Source organism: Haemophilus influenzae (assembly GCF_019703545.1).
GTDB lineage: Bacteria > Pseudomonadota > Gammaproteobacteria > Enterobacterales > Pasteurellaceae > Haemophilus > Haemophilus influenzae_E.
Genome location: NZ_AP018771.1, coordinates 648,509 through 667,730 on the forward strand (window position 1 = coordinate 648,509; position 19,222 = coordinate 667,730).

Below are 19,222 nucleotides of genomic sequence, written 5' to 3' on the forward strand. Positions count from 1 at the left end.
TAAATTAAAATTGAGTTTGAATATAGTCGATTACATTCACTAAATCTAAGGTTTGCTGATCTGCACCACCTTGTAAGTGTTTAACAACGACTTGTTTATTTTGGACTTCGCTTTCGCCGATAACTAATGCTAATGTTGCATCAGATTTATCTGCACGTTTAAATTGTTTTTTGAAATTACCGCCAGAGCAGTGCAACATGGTATTTAAGTGCGGTAATTCCGAGCGTACTTTTTCCGCTAATTCAAAAGCAGCTAATGTTGTGCCTTCGCCTTGATAAACAACATAAATATCCACCGCACTTTTAACAGGAACATTTGGATTAACTTCTTGTACCAACAAGACTAAACGTTCTAACCCCATAGCAAATCCGATGCCTGGTGTTGCGTGTCCGCCAAGTTGTTCCACTAAACCGTCATAACGACCACCACCACACACTGTACCTTGTGCGCCAAGAGCAGAGGTTACCCATTCAAATACAGTTTTGTTGTAATAATCTAAACCACGCACGAGTTTAGGATTAATTTCATATTGAATACCAACCGCATCTAATAATGCACATAATTGTTCAAAATGTTCACGGCTTTCATCATCTAAATAATCAAGTAATTTTGGTGCATTATCCAATACTTTTTGTAATTCTGGATTTTTGGTATCCAAAATACGCAATGGATTTTTTACCAAGCGATCTTTTTCTTCATCGCTCATTAAATCTTGATGGTTTTCTAAGAAACCAACCAAAGCTGAGCGATAATTTGCGCATGCTTCTAAAGAACCAATAGAGTTAAGTTGAAGTGTAACATATTGATCGATACCTAATGCTTTCCATAAACGGTAGGTAAGCATGATTAATTCTGCATCAATTTCTGGGTTTGCAATACCGAATACCTCAACACCTGCTTGATGGAATTGACGGTAACGCCCTTTTTGTGGACGTTCATGACGGAACATTGGCCCGATATACCATAAGCGTTGTTCATTATTATAGATCCAACCGTGTTCAATGGCTGCTCGCACACAACCTGCTGTGCCTTCAGGGCGTAAGGTTAATTGTTCATCGTTATCCCAAAATGTGTACATTTCTTTTGAGACAACATCAGTTACTTCGCCGATTGCGCGCGCAAATAATGGCGTGCTTTCTACAATTGGCATACGCACTTCCGAATAGCCATAACTATTTAATACATTGCGTACTTGTGCTTCAATCCATTGCCATAATGGAGATTCTGTTGGGGCGCAATCGTTCATACCACGAATTGCTTGAATTGTTTTTGCCACGAGCTTTCCTTAAATAATTCTGTTTTTTGGATCTTGTCGTGCGATTTTCGCACGAATTTTTGCTTCTAATTGGTTCACTATATCTTCGTTATCAAAACGCTCTTTTTGACGTTCGCCGTCAAGATAATAACCGCTTTTTTTGTTACCACCCGTTACGCCGAGATCGGAGACGAGTGCCTCACCAGGACCATTCACTACACAGCCGATAATCGATACATCCATTGGTGTAATAATATCTTCAAGGCGTTGTTCTAGTGCATTGACTGTGCCGATCACATCAAATTCTTGACGAGAACAGGTTGGGCAAGCAATAAAATTAATGCCACGAGAGCGAATTCTTAAAGATTTCAAAATATCAAAACCGACTTTGATTTCCTCTACAGGATCTGCCGCCAAAGAAACGCGCAGCGTATCGCCAATGCCCTCAGCTAATAACATTCCTAAACCCACCGCAGATTTTACTGCACCAGCGCGTGCGCCACCTGCTTCTGTAATGCCTAAATGTAAAGGTTGTTTAATTGCTTTAGCCAGTAAACGATAAGCTTCCACCGCTAAGAATACATCGGAGGCTTTTACGCTCACTTTAAATTGGTTGAAATTTAGGCGATCTAAAATTTCTACGTGACGTAATGCGGACTCTAATAATGCCTCTGGTGTTGGCTCGCCGTATTTTTCTTGTAAATCTTTTTCTAAAGATCCTGCATTTACGCCAATACGAATCGGAATATTTTTGTCACGAGCACAATCAACAACGGCACGGATGCGATCTTCACGACCAATATTGCCGGGATTAATACGTAAACAATCCACGCCATATTCTGCGACTTTTAACGCGATACGATAGTCGAAATGAATATCTGCTACGAGCGGGACATTCACTTGTTGTTTAATTTGTTTAAATGCTTCCGCAGCATCCATTGTTGGAACAGATACACGAACAATATCTGCACCAACACGTTCTAATGATTTAATTTGAGCAACTGTCGCTTCCACATCAGTAGTGCGAGTATTTGTCATTGATTGCACGGCAATCGGTGCATCTCCACCAATTGGTACATTTCCCACATAAATTTTTGTCGATTCACGACGCTTAATAGTTGGCTGAAAAGCTGACATTATTTTTCCTAAGGTTGTGAAAGTTTGAATTTTGCTACACGACCATCCACTTTCAGAGGATAATTCTCGCCTTTGTAAGTGATGCGCACATTGCTTGGTGCGCCTACAATTAATGAAAATTCATTGCCATTAAAGGTTAATATTTCGCCTTGTTTATATTCTTTTTGTGCTAATACGTGACGGGCGTTATCTTTTACACTAATCCAACTGCTATTTGTCAATATTTCAATCACTAAATCGCCTTTTGCTATAGGTAACGTTGGAGAAATACTTGGATTTTCGACCGCACTTTGAATGTCTGAAACTGATTTTTCATCGTTTTTGAGTAGTGAAACGCTATTTTCTTGTGCTATTTCTGGTAACAGATTATTTGTTATTTCTACTGGTTGTGAGACTGGTGCTGCTGTTTCTGGTGCAGATTTATTACTTTCTTCTGTTGTTACAAGAGCGGTGGCAGGCTGATTGTTTTCGGTAGAGGCAACATAGCTTTGCACTAAATCATCGCGTTCTTGAGTATTTTGTTGATAACTTTGCCACCACCAAAGCCCAGTCATACCAATTACAATCACGAATACTATTGCGGTTAAACGCCCGATCCAACGATTGTGAGAAGAATATTGATTAACGGCACGGGTTGAACGTGCATTTTTCCCTAAATCATTTTTTTCTGTTTCAGCAAAAACAATATTTTCCCACACAGAATCTGGCAAACGTAAGAATTTTGCATAGCTGCGAACATAACCTTTGACAAATATAGAAGGCGTTGATTTTTGAATAAATTCATTATTTTCAAGTTGCTCTAATATAGAAGGGCGTAACGTGATTTCTTTAGCGACATCTTCAAGAGAAAGATTTAAGGCTTCGCGTGTTTGACGAAAAATCTCACCAGGAGAAAGCACTTGCTCAGTAGTTGGATTCATAAAGTTAATCAAATAATTAGGCGGTAAATAAGGGCTAAATTTTAAAGTCCAATACTTGATTTGGCAATGCTTTATTTTAGGCTATTGAATTTTTCCGCACGTTTTCCATCGATTTGACGTAATTTTTCTAATGTTTGCTGATAAATATTCATTTTTTTCGCGGAATAAGCACAAAGCGCGATATTTTCAAATGTATCTGTTTGATGATAATAATTCGGCGAATTAAGGGCTAATTCAAATTGTTGCTGGGCTTGCTCAAATTTCTTTTGACTACATAGAAACGTACCAAAATTATTATGTACATCGCCTTGTTTATGATTAAGTTTTACGGCTATTTCATACTCACGAAAGGCATTTTTTATTTGCCCTTGTTGTTGATAATAATGTGCAAGTGCTGAATGCACGAGATAGTAATTTTTATCGTGTTGAAGTGCTTTGTCTAAATTGATTTTAGCCAGTTGAGGATTATTTTGCTGAAGATAGCTCAAAGCGAGTTCCACTCGCGCTTTGGCGGCAGCTTGATGATCTAAGCTAGACGCAGATTGTGAAACGCAGGCAGAAAAAATGAAAGGGAAAATAACCGCACTTAGTTGTTTACTTATTGTTTGCATTTTTTCTCCTTTTAACAGGGTAGGAAGAAATATTTAATATGCTTTAATTTGTATGAAAACATAGGGCATGTGAACTTGATTAATTCACATGCCTAGAATATTAATTAACTTCTGTCACCCCAATATTTTGTCCAAATTGGCGTTTCATTGCGGTACGTTTAGTACGATCGATAACATCTCCCGCTAATTGTCCGCAAGCTGCATCAATGTCATCTCCACGGGTTTTACGGATAATCACGGTAAAATCATATTCCATTAAGGTTTTTTGGAAGCGATCGATGCGCGTATTCGAGCTTTTTGCATAAGGTGCTTCTGGGAACGGATTCCACGGAATTAAATTAATTTTACAAGGCGTATTTTTTAATACGTCTGCAAGTTGATGAGCGTGTTCTACGCCATCATTTACATGATCGAGCATCACATATTCAATCGTCACTTTGCCGTGATTTGCATTTGATACTGTCAAATAACGATTTACCGAGTCAATCAATGTTTTGATATTGTATTTTTTGTTGATTGGCACAATTTCATCACGTAATTCATCGTTTGGGGCATGTAATGAAATAGCCAAAGCCACATCGATCATTTTGCTCAAATTATCTAATGCTGGCACAACACCAGAAGTCGATAAGGTTACACGACGTTTTGATAAACCATAGGCAAAATCATCTAACATAATTTCCATTGCAGGAACAACATTAGCAACATTCAATAAGGGTTCGCCCATTCCCATCATTACCACATTTGTAATGGGTCTAACGCCAGTTACGCCAAAGTTGCCAATAATTTTAGAGGCTCGCCATACTTGACCGATAATTTCTGAAACCGTTAAATTGCGATTAAATCCTTGTTGTGCGGTTGAACAGAAGGTACAAGCTAAGGCACAGCCAACTTGGGAAGATACACAAAGCGTCGCACGATCTGCTTCGGGAATATACACAGTTTCAACTTGCTGCTCGCCCACTTGCATTGCCCATTTTATCGTGCCATCGGCTGAACGCTGTTCAACGGCAACTTCTGGGGCTTTAATTTCTGCAACCGCCTTAAGTTTTTCACGTAATTTTTTATTAATGTTTGTCATATTGTCGAAGTTATCTTCGCCAAAATGATAAATCCATTTAACTAACTGATCTGCTCGAAATGGTTTTTCGCCGAGTTCTTTAAAAAATTCGCGCATTTGTTGGCGCGTTAAATCCATTAGATTAATTTTTTTAGCGGGTGCATCTGATTGCACTGACAATAATTCTGACATTTTAGCCTCGTTATTACACATTGTGGCGATAGCGTTGTGCAGGTGTTTTTATCAAAAACTCACAATGAAAAATTCGCAATTAAAAAATGAACGGAGATTGTACAGATTTGTCACCGCATAATCTAGCGGAATTGAAAAACGATAGAAAATCTTACCGCACTTTTTTGCGATCTAGATCGCAAATATTTTCAATTACAGCGGAAAAAGTGCGGTAAAATATCAGCCTATTTTCTAAGGTGACCAATAATGTTTAAAAAAGCTTTATTTATTTTATCTTTGTGTCCTTCTTTTGCGCTGGCACAGTCTTATGTTGTGTATGATTTTACCCATAATCGAGTGTTGGAAAGCCACGCGTCTGATAGTATTCAGCCTATTGCCTCTGTAACAAAATTAATGACGGCTAATGTATTTTTAGAGAATAATAAAAATCCTAATTGTCGAATCGCAATCACAAAAGAGGATACGGATCGAATTAAAGGCACTGGAACAAAATTACCTAAAAATATTCCTATCTCTTGTAACGAATTATTGAAAGCAATGCTTGTCCATTCTGATAACTATGCCGCCCACGCGCTTTCTCGTGCAGCGGGAATAAGTCGTCGCCAATTTATTAATAAAATGAACGAAAAAGCCCATCAACTTGGTATGTATTCTACTCGTTTTCACGATAGTTCAGGGTTATCTAGCTATAATATTTCCAGCCCAATGGATTTAGTTAAGCTCGCCAAATATTCATTAAATAAATCGGACATTAAACGTTTATCTAATCTTAGTGCAACTTATATCCAAGCAGGGAAACACAAGCTTTATATTAAAAATACTAATAAGTTAGTGCGTGATGAAATTTTTGATGCTGTGGTAAATAAAACAGGCTACATTCAAGAATCTGGTTATAATCTCGTTTTCATTAATAAACACCTATGCAAAAATGCAACTATTGGCGTAATTAGTTTAAATAACACTTCCTCAGCGTATCGTTCTAGTTTTACTAAAAGCAAATTAGAAAAATTCGGCTGCACGGCATTAAATGGAAGAACAATTCGTGATGTAGCAGGAGAAGCCCAATATGAAGATGGCTATGATGAAGTGGGATTTAATACGCTAATTCAGAAATTATCAAAATAATGTTCGTAAATATAAAAACGCAAGATAACAGTTTGTTTTATCTCGCGTTTTTAGCTGATGAGCAGGCTGTTCTACAGTGACTTTTTCTTGGTCAGTTGTTTTGGTTTGTTCTGTCATTTTAGGTTTATCATCACAAGCAGCCAAGACTATTGCTGAACTTAATACTAACCAAAATGTTTTGTTCTTTTTTCATACATTCAATACATTTTGTACGAAATAATTATAAATAAATCTATTATTTTGATAATCATTCCCATTCCAAAACAATATAAAAAGTAGTACTATTATCTCCGATGAATAATTGTTGAGCTATTGAACAATTATTCAGGCATTCAATCTATCTTTTTTTAAATAAGGACATCTTATGCGAAATTCATTCAAAATTATGACCGCACTTGCACTTGGTTTATTTGCAATGCAAGCTAACGCAAAATTTAAAGTAGTTACCACCTTCACCGTGATTCAAGATATTGCACAAAATGTGGCAGGTGATGCAGCTACAGTGGAATCTATCACCAAACCCGGTGCTGAAATTCACGAATATGAACCCACTCCAAAAGATATTGTAAAAGCACAATCTGCCGATTTAATTTTATGGAACGGCTTAAATTTAGAACGTTGGTTTGAGCGTTTCTTCCAAAATGTTAAAGATAAACCTGCTGTGGTAGTAACAGAAGGTATTCAACCATTATCTATTTATGAAGGCCCGTATAAAGATGCGCCTAATCCACATGCGTGGATGTCGCCATCGAATGCATTAATTTATATTGAAAATATTAAAAATGCGTTAGTGAAATACGATCCACAAAATGCAGCAGTGTACGAAAAAAATGCCGCTGACTATGCTCAAAAAATTAAACAACTTGATGAGCCACTTCGTGCAAAATTAGCACAGATTCCAGAAGCACAACGCTGGCTTGTAACAAGTGAAGGTGCTTTCAGTTATTTGGCGAAAGATTACAACTTAAAAGAAGGTTATTTATGGCCAATCAATGCTGAACAACAAGGCTCACCACAGCAAGTGCGTAAAGTGATTGATTTAGTTCGTAAAAACAATATTCCTGTTGTGTTTAGTGAAAGTACAATTTCAGCCAAACCTGCACAACAAGTAGCCAAAGAAAGTGGTGCAAAATACGGTGGCGTGTTGTACGTTGATTCACTTTCTGCGAAAAACGGCCCTGTGCCAACTTATTTTGATTTGCTTAACGTCACTGTATCAACCATTGTTAAAGGATTCGGAAAATAATGGACTCTTTCTCGACATCAATTTGGGTTAATGATGTAACTGTTCGTTACAACAATGGTCATACTGCTATTCACAATATGACGTTCTCACTCAATAGTGGAACTATTTGTGCATTAGTGGGTGTGAATGGCAGTGGTAAATCTACATTATTTAAAAGCATAATGGGGCTTGTGAAGCCACAACAAGGTGAAATTAAACTTTGTGATTTGCCAATTTCCCAAGCACTGAAACGTAATTTGGTTGCTTATGTACCACAATCAGAAGAAGTGGACTGGCAATTTCCAGTGTCAGTGTATGATGTCGTGATGATGGGGCGTTATGGGTATATGAATTTTCTTCGTATACCCAAAGCGATTGATAAACAAAAAGTTCAAGAGGCGATGCAGCGAGTAAATATTGAGCATCTTGCGCATCGTCAAATTGGCGAGTTATCTGGCGGGCAGAAAAAACGCGTGTTTTTGGCCCGCGCTTTAGCACAACAAAGTCCAATTATTTTATTGGATGAACCTTTCACTGGCGTTGATGTGAAAACTGAAAATGCCATTGTTGATCTTCTTCAACAGCTTCGAGAAGAAGGTCATCTTATTCTTGTCTCAACTCATAACTTAGGTTCTGTTCCTGATTTTTGTGATCAAGTGGTAATGATTAATCGCACGGTCATCGCCGCAGGAAAAACAGAAGACACCTTTAACCAACATAATTTGGAAATTGTATTTGGTGGGGTGTTACGTCATATTAAATTATTGGGCGAAAATTTACATAATGATGAAGATAAACGTTCTGTTACCGTCTTAACAGATGATGAAAAAGCCGTTGTATTCTATGGCGAAACTAAGCAAGATCCACCTGCGCCAACAACACAGGATTGCCATTTTGAAGATTGCCCTTATAAAAGTGCGGTTAAAAATAAGAGGGATTAGGTAATGTTAGATTTATTGCTCGAACCTTTTTCCTATGATTATATGCTCAAGGCGATGATTTTGAGTACCGCAGTGGGTGCTATTTGTGCGTTTTTGTCTTCATATTTAATGCTTAAAGGCTGGTCTTTGATTGGCGATGCGCTTTCTCATTCCGTTGTGCCTGGTGTCGCTATTGCTTATGCCTTTTCTTTGCCTTATGCACTTGGTGCATTTTTTGCAGGTATTTTTGCCGCACTTTCTATTCTTTGGATTAAATCCATTTCTAAACTGAAAGAAGATGCCGTTATCGGGTTTATTTTCAGTACTTTCTTTGCATTAGGTTTGTTAATCGTTTCTTTAAATCCAACCGCAGTAAATGTGCACAATATCATTTTAGGTAATATTTTAGGCATTGCTGATGAAGATATTTACCAAGTCGCAATTATTATCGGTGTTTGTTTAGTATTGCTTTTATTGTTCTGGAAAGACTTATTACTGATTTTTTTCGATGAAACACAGGCAAGAACAGTAGGGCTTTCGCCATTATTTTATAAGGTTTTATTTTTTACTTTATTAAGTGCTTGTGTGGTAGCTGCATTGCAAACTGTGGGGGCGATTTTAGTCATTGCAATGGTCATTACCCCTGGTGCAACAGCATATTTACTCACTGATAAATTCAAAACCTTGTCAATCATCGCTATTATTTTGGGTGCAGTGACAAATTTTGTTGGGGTCTATATTAGCTATTATTTAGACGGTGCCACTGGCGGTGTGATTGTGACATTGCAAACATTATTGTTTTTAGTCGCTTTCTTATTTTCACCAAAATATGGCTTACTCACACGTAATAAAAAGGCGGTAGAAAATGTTTGATTGGCTTTTAGAACCGCTACAATTTGAGTTTATGCAAAATGCCTTATTGACTGCATTGATTGTTTCGATTATCTGTGCATTACTTTCTTGCTATTTAGTCTTGAAAGGTTGGTCATTAATGGGCGATGCCATTTCTCATGCCGTATTGCCTGGTATTGTACTCGCTTATTTGGCAGGAATTCCTTTAGCGATTGGCGCATTTTTCTCAGGCATTTTTTGCTCCCTTGGCGTGGGATATTTAAAAGAAAATAGTCGCCTAAAAGAAGATACCGCAATGGGCATTGTATTTTCTGGAATGTTTGCCATTGGTCTTGTTATGTTTACCAAAATTCAAACAGAACAGCATTTAACCCATATTTTGTTTGGTAATGTATTGGGTGTAAGTTATCAAGAGCTTATTCAAAGTGCGGTCATTTCTGCGATAATTTTTTGTCTGATTGTCTTTAAACGTAAAGACTTTCTGCTTTATTGTTTTGATCCAAGCCACGCCCGTGTTGCAGGGCTTTCTCCTAAAATTTTACATTATGGTTTATTAATTCTACTTGCTTTAACCATTGTAAGCACGATGCAAGTAGTCGGCGTTATTTTGGTGGTAGCAATGTTAATTGCACCAGGAATTACCGCACTTACGCTTACTAAATCTTTTGATAAAATGCTATGGATTGCTATTGTCAGCTCCATTACATCAAGCCTAATTGGCGTAATATTGAGCTATCATTTTGATGCCTCAACGGGTGCTTGTATCATTCTTCTGCAAGCCGCATTTTTTGTTATAGCATTAGCTTATAGCAAGATTAGAATAAGATAATTTTTCTACCCCTCTTTTCTCAAAGAGAAGGTAGAAAATCGCAATAACTTTATCCGTTGGGAGATAAATAAAGTCATTCGTCTAATCGCCAATCTAAGCCTAAGCCAAATCCAACCCCATTTGCCAAAACGCAATTTCCATTCTAGTTGCGGTGGTGAAAATCTGTTGAATCTCAGCAAGCTGGCTTGGGTTTAGTGGTTTGCAAAGTGCGGTAAGAAAATCAACGGTTTCTTGGGCGGCTTGTTGAAATTCCTCGCTTGCATAGGTGTCAATCCACGTTTGATAAGGATTGTTCGGTAAGCGAGGATAATGCTGAGTAATGTAACGAGCAACTTGAGCGTAACCCAAAGCACAAGGGGTTACAGCTGCATAAAGCTCAGCCAAACTGCCCGTCATGCCGCAATCAAGCAAATAGCGAGTATAAGCAATGCAAGCGGCACTTTCTTGAGTAGCAAAAATCTCTTGCTCACTAATTCCCCACTCACGGCAATAATTTAAATGTAGTTGAATTTCTTGGCAAAGAATCTCTAAGGTTTTACGAGGTGTTTCCATTTCAGCGAAATTTTTTGCCTTGAATACACCTAAGGCAAAGGCTCGGCTGTAATGAAAAAGATAGAGATAATCCTGCTTTAAATAATGCTGAAAACAAGCTTTTGGTAGCGTACCTTTTGCGAGCTGTTGCACAAATTCGTGTTCAATATATTGTTGCCAATAAGGCTGAGCTTGTTGAATGAGTTGTTCAATCATCTTTTTTCCTTATTCAATTTCTACCGCATATTCTTTCAACGCTAAGGCTTTTGGAATTAAGCCTTTTTGTTGCATAAATTCTGCCATTTGTTGATAACGTTTAGCGTCTAATTGGCGAGGTTTATTGGCTAAAAAGGGGAGCGTGTCTTTCCACGCCAGTTGGTTTAATGGCGTGTTGAGTTCGTTCGGTTTATAGCTGACAAAGGCTTGCCACGCTTCATTAGGGTGAGCTTGTAGATAGCTTGTGGCTTGTTCAAGTGCGGTCAAAAATGCCGATGTTTTTTTATCTGTTACGTTGTTTTTATTAGCAACTAAAATCAACTCATCATAAGCAGGCACGCCATATTGTTCAGGGAAGAATGCGATACCTTCTTGCTTTTCTAAAGCAAGCTGATTGAGTTCAAAATTACGAAATGCACCAATCACAGCATCCACTTGTCCAGTTAAAAGAGAGGGCGAAAGCGACCAATTTACATTCACTAATTCCACATCTTTATTGCTTAAACCAATAGAATGAAGCATTGTATCAAGTAATCCATCTTCAAAACCGCTGACAGAATACCCCACTTTTTTACCTTTTAAATCAGCAAGGCTTTTCAAATTGCTCTTTTTTAGTACCACTACGCTATTTAATGGATTTGAAATCAGTGAACCCACTCGCACTAAAGGCAAGCCTTCTGCCACTTGTTGATAAAGCTGAGGCTGATAACTCACGGCTAAATCAACTTTTCCTGCCGCCGCTAATTTCGGCGGTAATGCAGGATCAGTAGGTTCGATAATTTCAACCTCAAGGTTATTTTTTTCAAAAAAACCTTTCTGCTGTGCCACAATAATGGCAGCGTGATCGGGATTTACATACCAATCTAGCATTATGCTGATTTTCTCTTTTGCAAAGCTAGGAAGCGTGAGCATTAGCCCCATTACAAAGCTAAAATAACGGATGATTGTCTTCATTTTTTTCTCCTTTAATGAAAAGTTAAACAGACCAAATAAAACGGTGTAATAGCCAATCAATGCTGAAATATAAACAGAGTGAAATTGCTACTAAAATAAGCAAGGCAGCAAACATTAAATCGACTTGCATTCGGGCATTGGCGTGAATCATCAAATACCCCAACCCTTCAGATGAACCTACCCATTCACCTACCACCGCACCAATCGGGGCGACCGAAACCGCAATTCGCAAGCCCGAAGCAAAAGCAGGCAAAGCCGCAGGTAATCGCACTTTAAGCAATAAACGCAAGGGGGAAATGTTAAAGGTTTTCGCCAAATCGAGCCACGCTTGTGGGGTGTTGCGTAGTCCATCATAACAAGCTGCCGTGACGGGGAAGTAGATAATCAGCACCGACATCACAATTTTGGATGCCATTCCATAGCCAAACCACAACACCAACAACGGCGCAATGGCAAACACGGGAATCGCTTGCGAAATGACCAAAATCGGCAATAAGACGGCAGAAATTTGACGAGAAAATGAGAGCAACAACGCCGAAATCAACCCAAATAGAAAGCCTAACAACAACCCTAAGCAGATTTCTAACAACGTGACTTGTGTATGCTGCCAAAGCAGTTCAGCGTGTGTGAATAACTGCTGCCCTACAGCTTGCGGTGAGGGAAAAATGTAGTGTGGGAAGCTGCCTAAGGTTGCGACCATTTGCCAGATCATCAACAACACGCCAACAATTAAAAGCGGTTTAAGTAGGCGAATTTTCATTGTTCGCCCCCTAATTCCCGCAATAATTGTTGCTGCAACGCCCATAAATTGGCTTGATGCAACTCACGCGGGGCATTACCTTCGGGCAGAATCACCGACGATAATGCTGTTTGATGAGATTCAGGCGAACGCAACACAAAAATACGATGGCTTAGCCGTAATGCCTCTTGCGGATCGTGGGTTACGAGCAGCACTGATTTATCTTCGAGCAGTTCAAAGGCTAAATCTTGAAGTTGATGGCGACTGATGGCATCAAGAGCGAAAAAAGGCTCATCAAGCAAAATCAAATCCGCCTCTTGCATTAAGGTGCGTGCCAAGGCAACCCGCTGTTTTTGCCCGCCCGAAAGCTGCGAACAAGGCTTGTGCCAATGTGCTGCCATTCCCACTTTTTCAAGCAACATTTTAGCTTTTTCAGTGGTTTTTGCAGATTTTCGCCCAAATAAGACCGCTTGCAACTGCACGTTATCGACAATTGACAACCACGGATAAAGTGTCTCTTTTTGCGGCAACCACGCAATGCGAACTTTCGGTTCAAATAGGATTTTCCCCTGCACCACACCTTGCGTTTCAATGCCCGCCAGTAGTCGCAAAAGTGTCGATTTTCCCACGCCTGAACTGCCCAACAAGCTTACCCATTCGTTCGGCAACAGGGTTAAATTAAGATGCTCAAATAACGTTTGCCCATTAAAGGCAAGACTCAAATCTTGAATACGCACCATTGCTCGCCTCAATGATTAAAGGGAATGCGTAATAAAAAAGAAAGGATAAGAAATGGAATGAAAAGAAAATGGATTTTTTGGCATATTAGTTTCCTACGTCAGTGCTAACTGTTTCAGGTTCACGGGTATCATCTCAGCCTTTCGGCACCCCGACTAAAAATTGTTGGTAAGTTTACGCTTGCTTGGTAGAAAAAACAAGCGATTAGGTTTCTATCCGAATGGAACAAGAAAAGCATTTTAAAATTTTTCTTGTTAAGATACAACGGAGATAGTACAACTGATATTAGATAATAATTTTAGGAAGGTATAATTAACGTTTAGTAAAAAGTTCTATAAATCTATATAATGTTTATTATTTTTTAGGGATAACTTCTATTTTATTCAATGAACGGTACAATATGTCAATCAATCAATCAATCAATCAATCAATCAATCAATCAATCAATCAATCAATCAATCAATCAATCAATCAAAGTCTGTCATTATTGCAGGTAATGGAACAAGTTTAAAATCAATTGACTATAGTTTATTACCTAAAGATTATGATGTTTTCCGTTGCAATCAATTTTATTTTGAAGATCATTATTTTCTTGGCAAGAAAATAAAAAAAGTATTTTTTAATTGTTCTGTAATTTTTGAACAATACTATACGTTTATGCAATTAATTAAAAATAATGAATATAAATATGAATATGCTGATATTATCTTAGCATCTTTTCTGAATTTAGGGGATTCAACATTAAAGAAAATCCAGCATTTAGAAAAATTACTGCCACAAATTGATCTTGGTCATTGCTATTTGAAAAAACTACGAGCTTTTAATGCTCATTTACAATATCACGAATTATATGAGAATAAGAGGATTACATCAGGCGTTTATATGTGTGCAGTGGCGACTGCAATGGGTTATAAAGATCTTTATTTGACAGGCATTGATTTTTATCAAGAAAAAGAGAATCCTTATGCATTTCATCATCAAAAAGAAAATATTATTAAATTATTACCTTCTTTTTCACAAAATAAAAGTCAAAGCGATATCCATTCTATGGAATATGATTTAAATGCACTTTATTTTTTACAAAAACATTATGGAGTAAATATTTACTGTATTTCGCCAGAAAGTCCTCTATGTAATTATTTTCCTTTATCACCACTGAATAACCCAATTGCTTTTATTCCAGAAGAAAAGAAAAATTACACACAAGATATTTTAATTCCGCCGAAGTTTGTGTATAAAAACATTGGTGTATATTCCAAACCAAGAATTTACCAAAATCTGATTTTTCGGTTGATCTGGGATATATTACGTTTACCTAATGATATAAAACACGCCTTAAAATCAAGAAAATGGGATTAGATAACCTTATATCACACAACTAATGGACATAGCCCTAAATATGAGAGGTTATCTCACTCGCTACAACAATACTTTTTAGCAACAGGTTTTTTATTTTATTGAAAATCACCATTCTTACCACACAAAATAGTGATATAATTTTTTAGTCTCAATAATTAACAAGGAAATCATTATGGCCATTTTAGTGACAGGTGGCGCTGGTTATATCGGTTCTCACACAGTTGTAGAATTATTAAATGCTGGCAAAGAGGTGGTGGTATTAGATAATCTTTGCAATTCATCGCCAAAATCCCTTGAGCGCGTAAAACAAATTACGGGCAAAGAAGCAAAGTTTTATGAAGGCGATATTTTAGATCGTGCTTTGTTACAAAAAATTTTTGCAGAAAATGAGATTAACTCGGTTATTCACTTTGCAGGGTTAAAAGCCGTAGGGGAAAGTGTTCAAAAGCCGACAGAATATTACATGAACAATGTCGCTGGTACCCTTGTATTAATTCAAGAAATGAAAAAAGCAGGTGTTTGGAACTTTGTATTTAGCTCATCTGCAACGGTTTACGGCGATCCAAAAATTATTCCAATTACAGAGGATTGTGAGGTCGGCGGTACAACCAATCCTTATGGTACATCTAAATATATGGTTGAGCAGATTTTACATGATACAGCAAAAGCGGAACCAAAATTTAGCATGACTATCTTGCGTTATTTTAATCCAGTTGGGGCGCATGAAAGTGGTTTAATTGGTGAAGATCCAAATGGTATTCCAAATAATTTATTACCTTATATTAGCCAAGTTGCTATCGGTAAATTAGCACAACTTTCTGTATTTGGTAGTGATTACGACACTCATGATGGAACAGGTGTGCGTGATTATATTCATGTAGTGGATTTAGCTGTGGGGCATTTAAAAGCGCTTCAACGTCATGAAAATGACGCTGGCTTACATATTTATAACCTTGGTACGGGCCATGGTTATTCCGTATTAGATATGGTAAAAGCCTTTGAAAAAGCCAACAATATTACAATTGCATATAAACTTGTAGAACGCCGCTCTGGCGATATTGCCACTTGCTATTCTGATCCTAGTTTAGCCGCAAAAGAGCTTGGTTGGGTGGCAGAACGTGGTCTTGAAAAAATGATGCAAGACACGTGGAACTGGCAGAAAAATAATCCAAAAGGGTATAGAGATTAATATTCTCTAATATTTGTTTTTCTTTTTTAGGAAGAAGAATGCTAAACATTAGGGGAATGATTAAAAATCCCCTAATTTTTACAAAAATCCTTTAATTGAAAGGCGAAATTTCTAAAATACAACTAAAATTAACCGCACTTTATGTCAAATTCCCTTTCTTCCCAAATTTTTACGCGCAAGATGTTAATTTGCGCCTTCACAGGTTTTAATTCTGGTTTGCCATTATTTGTGTTATTGCAAATGTTGCCTGTTTGGCTGACAGATAAACATCTTTCAATTGAGCTTATTGGAGCAGTAACTGGAGTGATGTTGCCTTATGGATTGAAATTTTTGTGGGCACCATTATTAGATCGTTATTTCCCGAGTTTTTTAGGGCGTCGTCGTAGCTGGATGTTGCTTTCACAAGTGGCATTATTGATTTTACTTTACATCATTAGCCTGTTTGATCCGCTCACACAACTGGGTACAGTAGCAAATATTGCGTTGCTTATCGCCTTTTTTTCAGCTACACAAGATATCGTGTTGGATGCGTATCGTCGTGAAATTTTGAGTGATCATGAATTAGGTTTAGGAAACACTATTCATATTAATGCTTATCGAATTGCGGGATTAATTCCAGGGGGATTATCGCTATATTTGGCGGCGATTTATCCTTGGGAAACCGTCTTTTTGTGGACCGCACTTTGTATGTTAGCAGGCATCTTCATGACACTATTTTTAGCAAAAGAGCCAAAAATAGACATGCAGCAAACTAATCAGCCGTTCTATCAAGCGTTTTGGATTCCATTACAAGAATTTTTCCAGCGTAAGGGCGTCATTCAGGCTATCGGTTTTTTACTGTTTTTGTTTTTGTATAAGTTCGGGGATTCTTTTGCCACAACGTTACAAACCAAATTTATTTATGACATGGGATTTAGCAAAGAGGATATTGCTATTGTTGTAAAAAGTACTTCACTTTGGTCAAGCATTTTATCTGGGCTTGCTGGTGGTATGATAATGCTAAAACTGGGTATTAACCGTGCATTGTGGTTATTTGGGCTTGTACAAATGGTAACAATTGGTGGGTTTATTTGGTTGTCTGCTTTCGGTCATTTTGATGTTATTACATCTGCCGAGTTATGGAAACTAGGTGTTGTGATTGCAGCAGAATATATCGGCGTTGGACTTGGTACCGCAGCTTTTGTGGCTTTTATGGCGCGTGAGAGTAATCCTCTTTATACTGCAACACAGCTTGCACTTTTTACAAGCCTTTCAGCTTTGCCAAGTAAAGTTTTAGGTATACTTTCTGGTTATGTTGTGGGAGCAGTGGGGTATTATCAGTATTTTTGGTTTTGTTTATTTTTAGCGATTCCCGGCATGCTTTGTTTATTTTGGGTAGCACCTTGGAAGCAAGAAAATAATAAGACCAGCTCAGTATAAAAGTGCGGTAAAAATTATAAAAAATTTGACCGCACTATGCTTTATCAGTATCTTAATCACGTTTTGTATTAATGGAGATTTTTTATGAAAATTATTCTTTTAGGTGCACCGGGTGCAGGTAAAGGCACTCAAGCACAATTTATTATGAACAAATTTGGTATCCCGCAAATTTCAACTGGTGATATGTTCCGTGCTGCAATCAAAGCGGGGACTGAACTTGGCAAACAAGCTAAAGCATTAATGGATGAAGGTAAATTAGTACCAGATGAATTAACCGTTGCCCTTGTAAAAGATCGTATTGCTCAAGCTGACTGCACAAATGGTTTCTTGTTAGATGGTTTCCCTCGTACTATTCCACAAGCGGATGCACTGAAAGATTCAGGCGTTAAAATTGACTTTGTTTTAGAATTTGATGTGTCAGACGAAGTGATTGTTGAACGTATGAGTGGCCGTCGCGTACATCAAGCGTCTGGTCGTTCTTACCACATCGTTTATAATCCACCAAAAGTGGAAGGTAAAGATGATGTAACAGGTGAAGATTTAATTATTCGTGCAGATGATAAACCAGAAACTGTATTAGATCGTTTAGCCGTATATCATAAACAAACTAGCCCATTAATTGATTATTACCAAGCAGAAGCGAAAGCGGGGAATACTCAATATTTCCGTTTAGACGGTACACAAAAAGTAGAAGAAGTTAGCCAAGAGTTAGATAAAATCTTAGGCTAAAAATAATCTAAAAATTAACCGCACTTTAGAAAATATAATTAATCTGCACCTTAAAGGCTGAATAAATCAGCGAATTAAAGTGCAGATTTTTTTATAAACTACCCAAATTTATAATAGGCTGAAAAAAGTGCGGTATTTTTTCAGCCTATTTTTAGAAAATCACTTCTCGTCTTTGAAGCCTGACTCAACGCCACTCATATCAGGTAATTGGTGTGCAATACCTTTGTGACAATCAATACAAGTTTTACCTTCAGTTTTCATTTTTTGGTGCATACGTGCTGCCACAGAACGTTGATCATTGAAGTTCATACGATCTACATTATGGCAATTACGACATTCTTTAGAATCGTTAGCTTTCATACGCGCCCATTCATTTTGAGCCATTTCTAAACGATGCGCATTGAATTTTTCTAAGGTATCCACTTTTCCAGTATAGTGCGCATATACTTCTTTAGCTGCAATAATTTTACGTTTCATTTTTGCACCAAATTCGTGTGGTACGTGACAATCTGGACAACTTGCCCCCACACCAGTACGAGTTTGATAATGCACGCTATGTAAATATTCTGGATAAGCATCTTGCATATGGCAGCTTGCACAGAACTGTTCAGTGTTGGTTTTTTCTAAACCATAGTTAAAACCAACCCAAGAAAGAATACCGCCAATAGCCGATAAGATAATAATTGTACCTATCGCCATACTGCTTGGTTTTCTAAACCATTGCCAGAAACGCTTTAAGATATTTGGTTTTTTCTCAGACATATAGACCTCTTAAATTAGTTTCCGTAACCTTTCATCGGTTTGAAATCATTTGGAACAATAGGATCTACGTTTGCTTGAGAAACGTGACATTGTAAACAGAAATAACGACGTGGCGATGAACTTGAACCTACTTTTCCATCACGATCCATAAAGTGAGTTGGGCTGATTCGAGTTGCACCGCTCAAACGAGAATTTTCTGGGCTGTGGCAATTTAAACATTGATTTACATTTTTTGTCACTTGATAGTTTGCCACACTATGTGGAACCATTGGAGGCTGATTTACATAGTTCAATGCGGGTAATTCGCCTTGACGCGGTGCATTATGAAATGCGGGTGGAATATTTTCTGCCGCTTGAGTTAAATCTTTTCCCACTGCTGGTGCATCAGATGCCATCAGTGAGCCAGCAAAAAGTGCGGTAAATAATCCCGCTAAAATTTTAAATACCTGTTTAGTCATAT

21 protein-coding genes and 1 riboswitch are annotated in these 19,222 nt (G+C 37.7%); of the genes, 9 read left to right on the top strand and 12 right to left on the bottom strand.

Annotation, left to right across the window (positions count from 1 at the left end):
• Positions 1-4: 4 nt before the first annotated feature.
• The 5 genes from hisS to rlmN all read right to left on the bottom strand — a co-directional run bounded on the left by hisS (position 5) and on the right by rlmN (position 5,175).
• A complete protein-coding gene (gene hisS / locus K6J66_RS03235) occupies positions 5-1,276 on the bottom strand; it encodes a histidine--tRNA ligase (RefSeq protein WP_110442563.1) in 1,272 nt (423 codons plus the stop codon).
• Positions 1,277-1,285: 9 nt separating this feature from the next.
• Positions 1,286-2,392, bottom strand: a complete 1,107-nt coding sequence (ispG, locus tag K6J66_RS03240; RefSeq protein ID WP_038439289.1) for a flavodoxin-dependent (E)-4-hydroxy-3-methylbut-2-enyl-diphosphate synthase — start codon at positions 2,390-2,392, stop codon at positions 1,286-1,288.
• An 8-nt stretch (positions 2,393-2,400) separates the two neighbouring features.
• Positions 2,401-3,312: a RodZ domain-containing protein gene (locus K6J66_RS03245; RefSeq protein WP_005666610.1), complete on the bottom strand. Its 912-nt coding sequence runs from the start codon at positions 3,310-3,312 to the stop codon at positions 2,401-2,403.
• Positions 3,313-3,383: 71 nt separating this feature from the next.
• A complete protein-coding gene (pilW, locus tag K6J66_RS03250; RefSeq protein WP_038439288.1) occupies positions 3,384-3,923 on the bottom strand; it encodes a type IV pilus biogenesis/stability protein PilW in 540 nt (179 codons plus the stop codon).
• A 100-nt stretch (positions 3,924-4,023) separates the two neighbouring features.
• On the bottom strand, positions 4,024-5,175 hold the full coding sequence (gene rlmN, locus K6J66_RS03255) for a dual-specificity RNA methyltransferase RlmN (protein WP_005662659.1): 1,152 nt from the start codon (positions 5,173-5,175) through the stop codon (positions 4,024-4,026).
• A 246-nt stretch (positions 5,176-5,421) separates the two neighbouring features.
• On the opposite strand from rlmN, the gene K6J66_RS03260 reads away from it, so the two are divergent.
• Positions 5,422-6,300, top strand: a complete 879-nt coding sequence (locus K6J66_RS03260; protein ID WP_038439286.1) for a D-alanyl-D-alanine carboxypeptidase family protein — start codon at positions 5,422-5,424, stop codon at positions 6,298-6,300.
• Here the strand turns inward: K6J66_RS03260 and K6J66_RS09670 are convergent.
• On the bottom strand, positions 6,292-6,417 hold the full coding sequence (locus K6J66_RS09670; protein ID WP_257005528.1) for a hypothetical protein: 126 nt from the start codon (positions 6,415-6,417) through the stop codon (positions 6,292-6,294). The genes K6J66_RS03260 and K6J66_RS09670 overlap by 9 nt on opposite strands.
• A gap of 247 nt (positions 6,418-6,664) precedes the next feature.
• On the opposite strand from K6J66_RS09670, the gene K6J66_RS03265 reads away from it, so the two are divergent.
• The 4 genes from K6J66_RS03265 to K6J66_RS03280 are packed head-to-tail and all read left to right on the top strand — an operon-like array spanning position 6,665 to position 10,126.
• Entirely contained in the window at positions 6,665-7,546 is an 882-nt protein-coding gene (locus tag K6J66_RS03265; protein WP_038439284.1) for a metal ABC transporter substrate-binding protein, read from the top strand.
• The gene (locus K6J66_RS03270) at positions 7,546-8,466 is read left to right on the top strand and encodes an ATP-binding cassette domain-containing protein (protein ID WP_005669098.1); all 921 of its coding nucleotides are present in this window, start codon (positions 7,546-7,548) and stop codon (positions 8,464-8,466) included. Before K6J66_RS03265 ends, K6J66_RS03270 begins: the two co-directional genes overlap by 1 nt.
• Positions 8,467-8,469: 3 nt before the next feature.
• A complete protein-coding gene (locus K6J66_RS03275; protein WP_038439282.1) occupies positions 8,470-9,318 on the top strand; it encodes a metal ABC transporter permease in 849 nt (282 codons plus the stop codon).
• A complete protein-coding gene (locus tag K6J66_RS03280) occupies positions 9,311-10,126 on the top strand; it encodes a metal ABC transporter permease (RefSeq protein ID WP_038439281.1) in 816 nt (271 codons plus the stop codon). The genes K6J66_RS03275 and K6J66_RS03280 overlap by 8 nt, the downstream gene beginning before the upstream one ends.
• Positions 10,127-10,225: 99 nt before the next feature.
• Here K6J66_RS03280 and tenA read toward each other — a convergent pair whose 3' ends face one another.
• From tenA to K6J66_RS03300, 4 genes are read right to left on the bottom strand one after another with little or no spacing between them, the layout of a single operon-like run.
• Positions 10,226-10,873 (bottom strand): thiaminase II, encoded by a 648-nt coding sequence (gene tenA / locus K6J66_RS03285; protein ID WP_005659923.1) that lies wholly within the window; start codon positions 10,871-10,873, stop codon positions 10,226-10,228.
• A 9-nt stretch (positions 10,874-10,882) separates the two neighbouring features.
• Positions 10,883-11,827: an ABC transporter substrate-binding protein gene (locus K6J66_RS03290; protein WP_038439280.1), complete on the bottom strand. Its 945-nt coding sequence runs from the start codon at positions 11,825-11,827 to the stop codon at positions 10,883-10,885.
• A 22-nt stretch (positions 11,828-11,849) separates the two neighbouring features.
• The gene (locus K6J66_RS03295; protein ID WP_005688945.1) at positions 11,850-12,587 is read right to left on the bottom strand and encodes an ABC transporter permease; all 738 of its coding nucleotides are present in this window, start codon (positions 12,585-12,587) and stop codon (positions 11,850-11,852) included.
• A complete protein-coding gene (locus K6J66_RS03300) occupies positions 12,584-13,306 on the bottom strand; it encodes an ABC transporter ATP-binding protein (protein ID WP_005654824.1) in 723 nt (240 codons plus the stop codon). The genes K6J66_RS03295 and K6J66_RS03300 overlap by 4 nt, the downstream gene beginning before the upstream one ends.
• A 73-nt stretch (positions 13,307-13,379) precedes the next feature.
• Positions 13,380-13,468: riboswitch (TPP riboswitch) on the bottom strand.
• 352 nt (positions 13,469-13,820) lie between these two features.
• Between K6J66_RS03300 and K6J66_RS03305 the strand changes: the two genes are divergently transcribed.
• From K6J66_RS03305 to adk, 4 genes are all read left to right on the top strand, one after another.
• Positions 13,821-14,663, top strand: coding sequence for an alpha-2,3-sialyltransferase (locus K6J66_RS03305; RefSeq protein WP_237698294.1), 843 nt, complete (start codon positions 13,821-13,823; stop codon positions 14,661-14,663).
• Between the two features lie 172 nt (positions 14,664-14,835).
• Positions 14,836-15,852, top strand: coding sequence for a UDP-glucose 4-epimerase GalE (gene galE / locus K6J66_RS03310; protein WP_005654022.1), 1,017 nt, complete (start codon positions 14,836-14,838; stop codon positions 15,850-15,852).
• Positions 15,853-15,993: 141 nt separating this feature from the next.
• The gene (locus K6J66_RS03315) at positions 15,994-17,271 is read left to right on the top strand and encodes an MFS transporter (RefSeq protein ID WP_038439275.1); all 1,278 of its coding nucleotides are present in this window, start codon (positions 15,994-15,996) and stop codon (positions 17,269-17,271) included.
• A gap of 84 nt (positions 17,272-17,355) precedes the next feature.
• Positions 17,356-18,000, top strand: a complete 645-nt coding sequence (adk, locus tag K6J66_RS03320; RefSeq protein WP_038439274.1) for an adenylate kinase — start codon at positions 17,356-17,358, stop codon at positions 17,998-18,000.
• Between the two features lie 159 nt (positions 18,001-18,159).
• On the opposite strand, the gene K6J66_RS03325 is transcribed toward adk, so the two are convergent.
• Positions 18,160-18,762 (bottom strand): cytochrome c3 family protein, encoded by a 603-nt coding sequence (locus tag K6J66_RS03325; protein WP_005656339.1) that lies wholly within the window; start codon positions 18,760-18,762, stop codon positions 18,160-18,162.
• A 14-nt stretch (positions 18,763-18,776) separates the two neighbouring features.
• On the bottom strand, positions 18,777-19,220 hold the full coding sequence (locus tag K6J66_RS03330) for a nitrate reductase cytochrome c-type subunit (RefSeq protein ID WP_038439273.1): 444 nt from the start codon (positions 19,218-19,220) through the stop codon (positions 18,777-18,779).
• Positions 19,221-19,222: the final 2 nt, after the last annotated feature.

What these genes read in the sequence shown, in the direction of transcription:
- ispG (WP_038439289.1), bottom strand. Translation starts at nt 2,392, where the DNA reads ATGTCAGCTTTTCAGCCAACTATTAAGCGTCGTGAATCGACAAAAATT.
- K6J66_RS03245 (WP_005666610.1), bottom strand. Translation starts at nt 3,312, where the DNA reads ATGAATCCAACTACTGAGCAAGTGCTTTCTCCTGGTGAGATTTTTCGT.
- pilW (WP_038439288.1), bottom strand. Translation starts at nt 3,923, where the DNA reads ATGCAAACAATAAGTAAACAACTAAGTGCGGTTATTTTCCCTTTCATT.
- rlmN (WP_005662659.1), bottom strand. Translation starts at nt 5,175, where the DNA reads ATGTCAGAATTATTGTCAGTGCAATCAGATGCACCCGCTAAAAAAATT.
- K6J66_RS03260 (WP_038439286.1), top strand. Translation starts at nt 5,422, where the DNA reads ATGTTTAAAAAAGCTTTATTTATTTTATCTTTGTGTCCTTCTTTTGCG.
- K6J66_RS09670 (WP_257005528.1), bottom strand. Translation starts at nt 6,417, where the DNA reads ATGACAGAACAAACCAAAACAACTGACCAAGAAAAAGTCACTGTAGAA.
- K6J66_RS03265 (WP_038439284.1), top strand. Translation starts at nt 6,665, where the DNA reads ATGCGAAATTCATTCAAAATTATGACCGCACTTGCACTTGGTTTATTT.
- K6J66_RS03270 (WP_005669098.1), top strand. Translation starts at nt 7,546, where the DNA reads ATGGACTCTTTCTCGACATCAATTTGGGTTAATGATGTAACTGTTCGT.
- K6J66_RS03275 (WP_038439282.1), top strand. Translation starts at nt 8,470, where the DNA reads ATGTTAGATTTATTGCTCGAACCTTTTTCCTATGATTATATGCTCAAG.
- K6J66_RS03280 (WP_038439281.1), top strand. Translation starts at nt 9,311, where the DNA reads ATGTTTGATTGGCTTTTAGAACCGCTACAATTTGAGTTTATGCAAAAT.
- tenA (WP_005659923.1), bottom strand. Translation starts at nt 10,873, where the DNA reads ATGATTGAACAACTCATTCAACAAGCTCAGCCTTATTGGCAACAATAT.
- K6J66_RS03290 (WP_038439280.1), bottom strand. Translation starts at nt 11,827, where the DNA reads ATGAAGACAATCATCCGTTATTTTAGCTTTGTAATGGGGCTAATGCTC.
- K6J66_RS03295 (WP_005688945.1), bottom strand. Translation starts at nt 12,587, where the DNA reads ATGAAAATTCGCCTACTTAAACCGCTTTTAATTGTTGGCGTGTTGTTG.
- K6J66_RS03300 (WP_005654824.1), bottom strand. Translation starts at nt 13,306, where the DNA reads ATGGTGCGTATTCAAGATTTGAGTCTTGCCTTTAATGGGCAAACGTTA.
- galE (WP_005654022.1), top strand. Translation starts at nt 14,836, where the DNA reads ATGGCCATTTTAGTGACAGGTGGCGCTGGTTATATCGGTTCTCACACA.
- K6J66_RS03315 (WP_038439275.1), top strand. Translation starts at nt 15,994, where the DNA reads ATGTCAAATTCCCTTTCTTCCCAAATTTTTACGCGCAAGATGTTAATT.
- adk (WP_038439274.1), top strand. Translation starts at nt 17,356, where the DNA reads ATGAAAATTATTCTTTTAGGTGCACCGGGTGCAGGTAAAGGCACTCAA.
- K6J66_RS03325 (WP_005656339.1), bottom strand. Translation starts at nt 18,762, where the DNA reads ATGTCTGAGAAAAAACCAAATATCTTAAAGCGTTTCTGGCAATGGTTT.
- K6J66_RS03330 (WP_038439273.1), bottom strand. Translation starts at nt 19,220, where the DNA reads ATGACTAAACAGGTATTTAAAATTTTAGCGGGATTATTTACCGCACTT.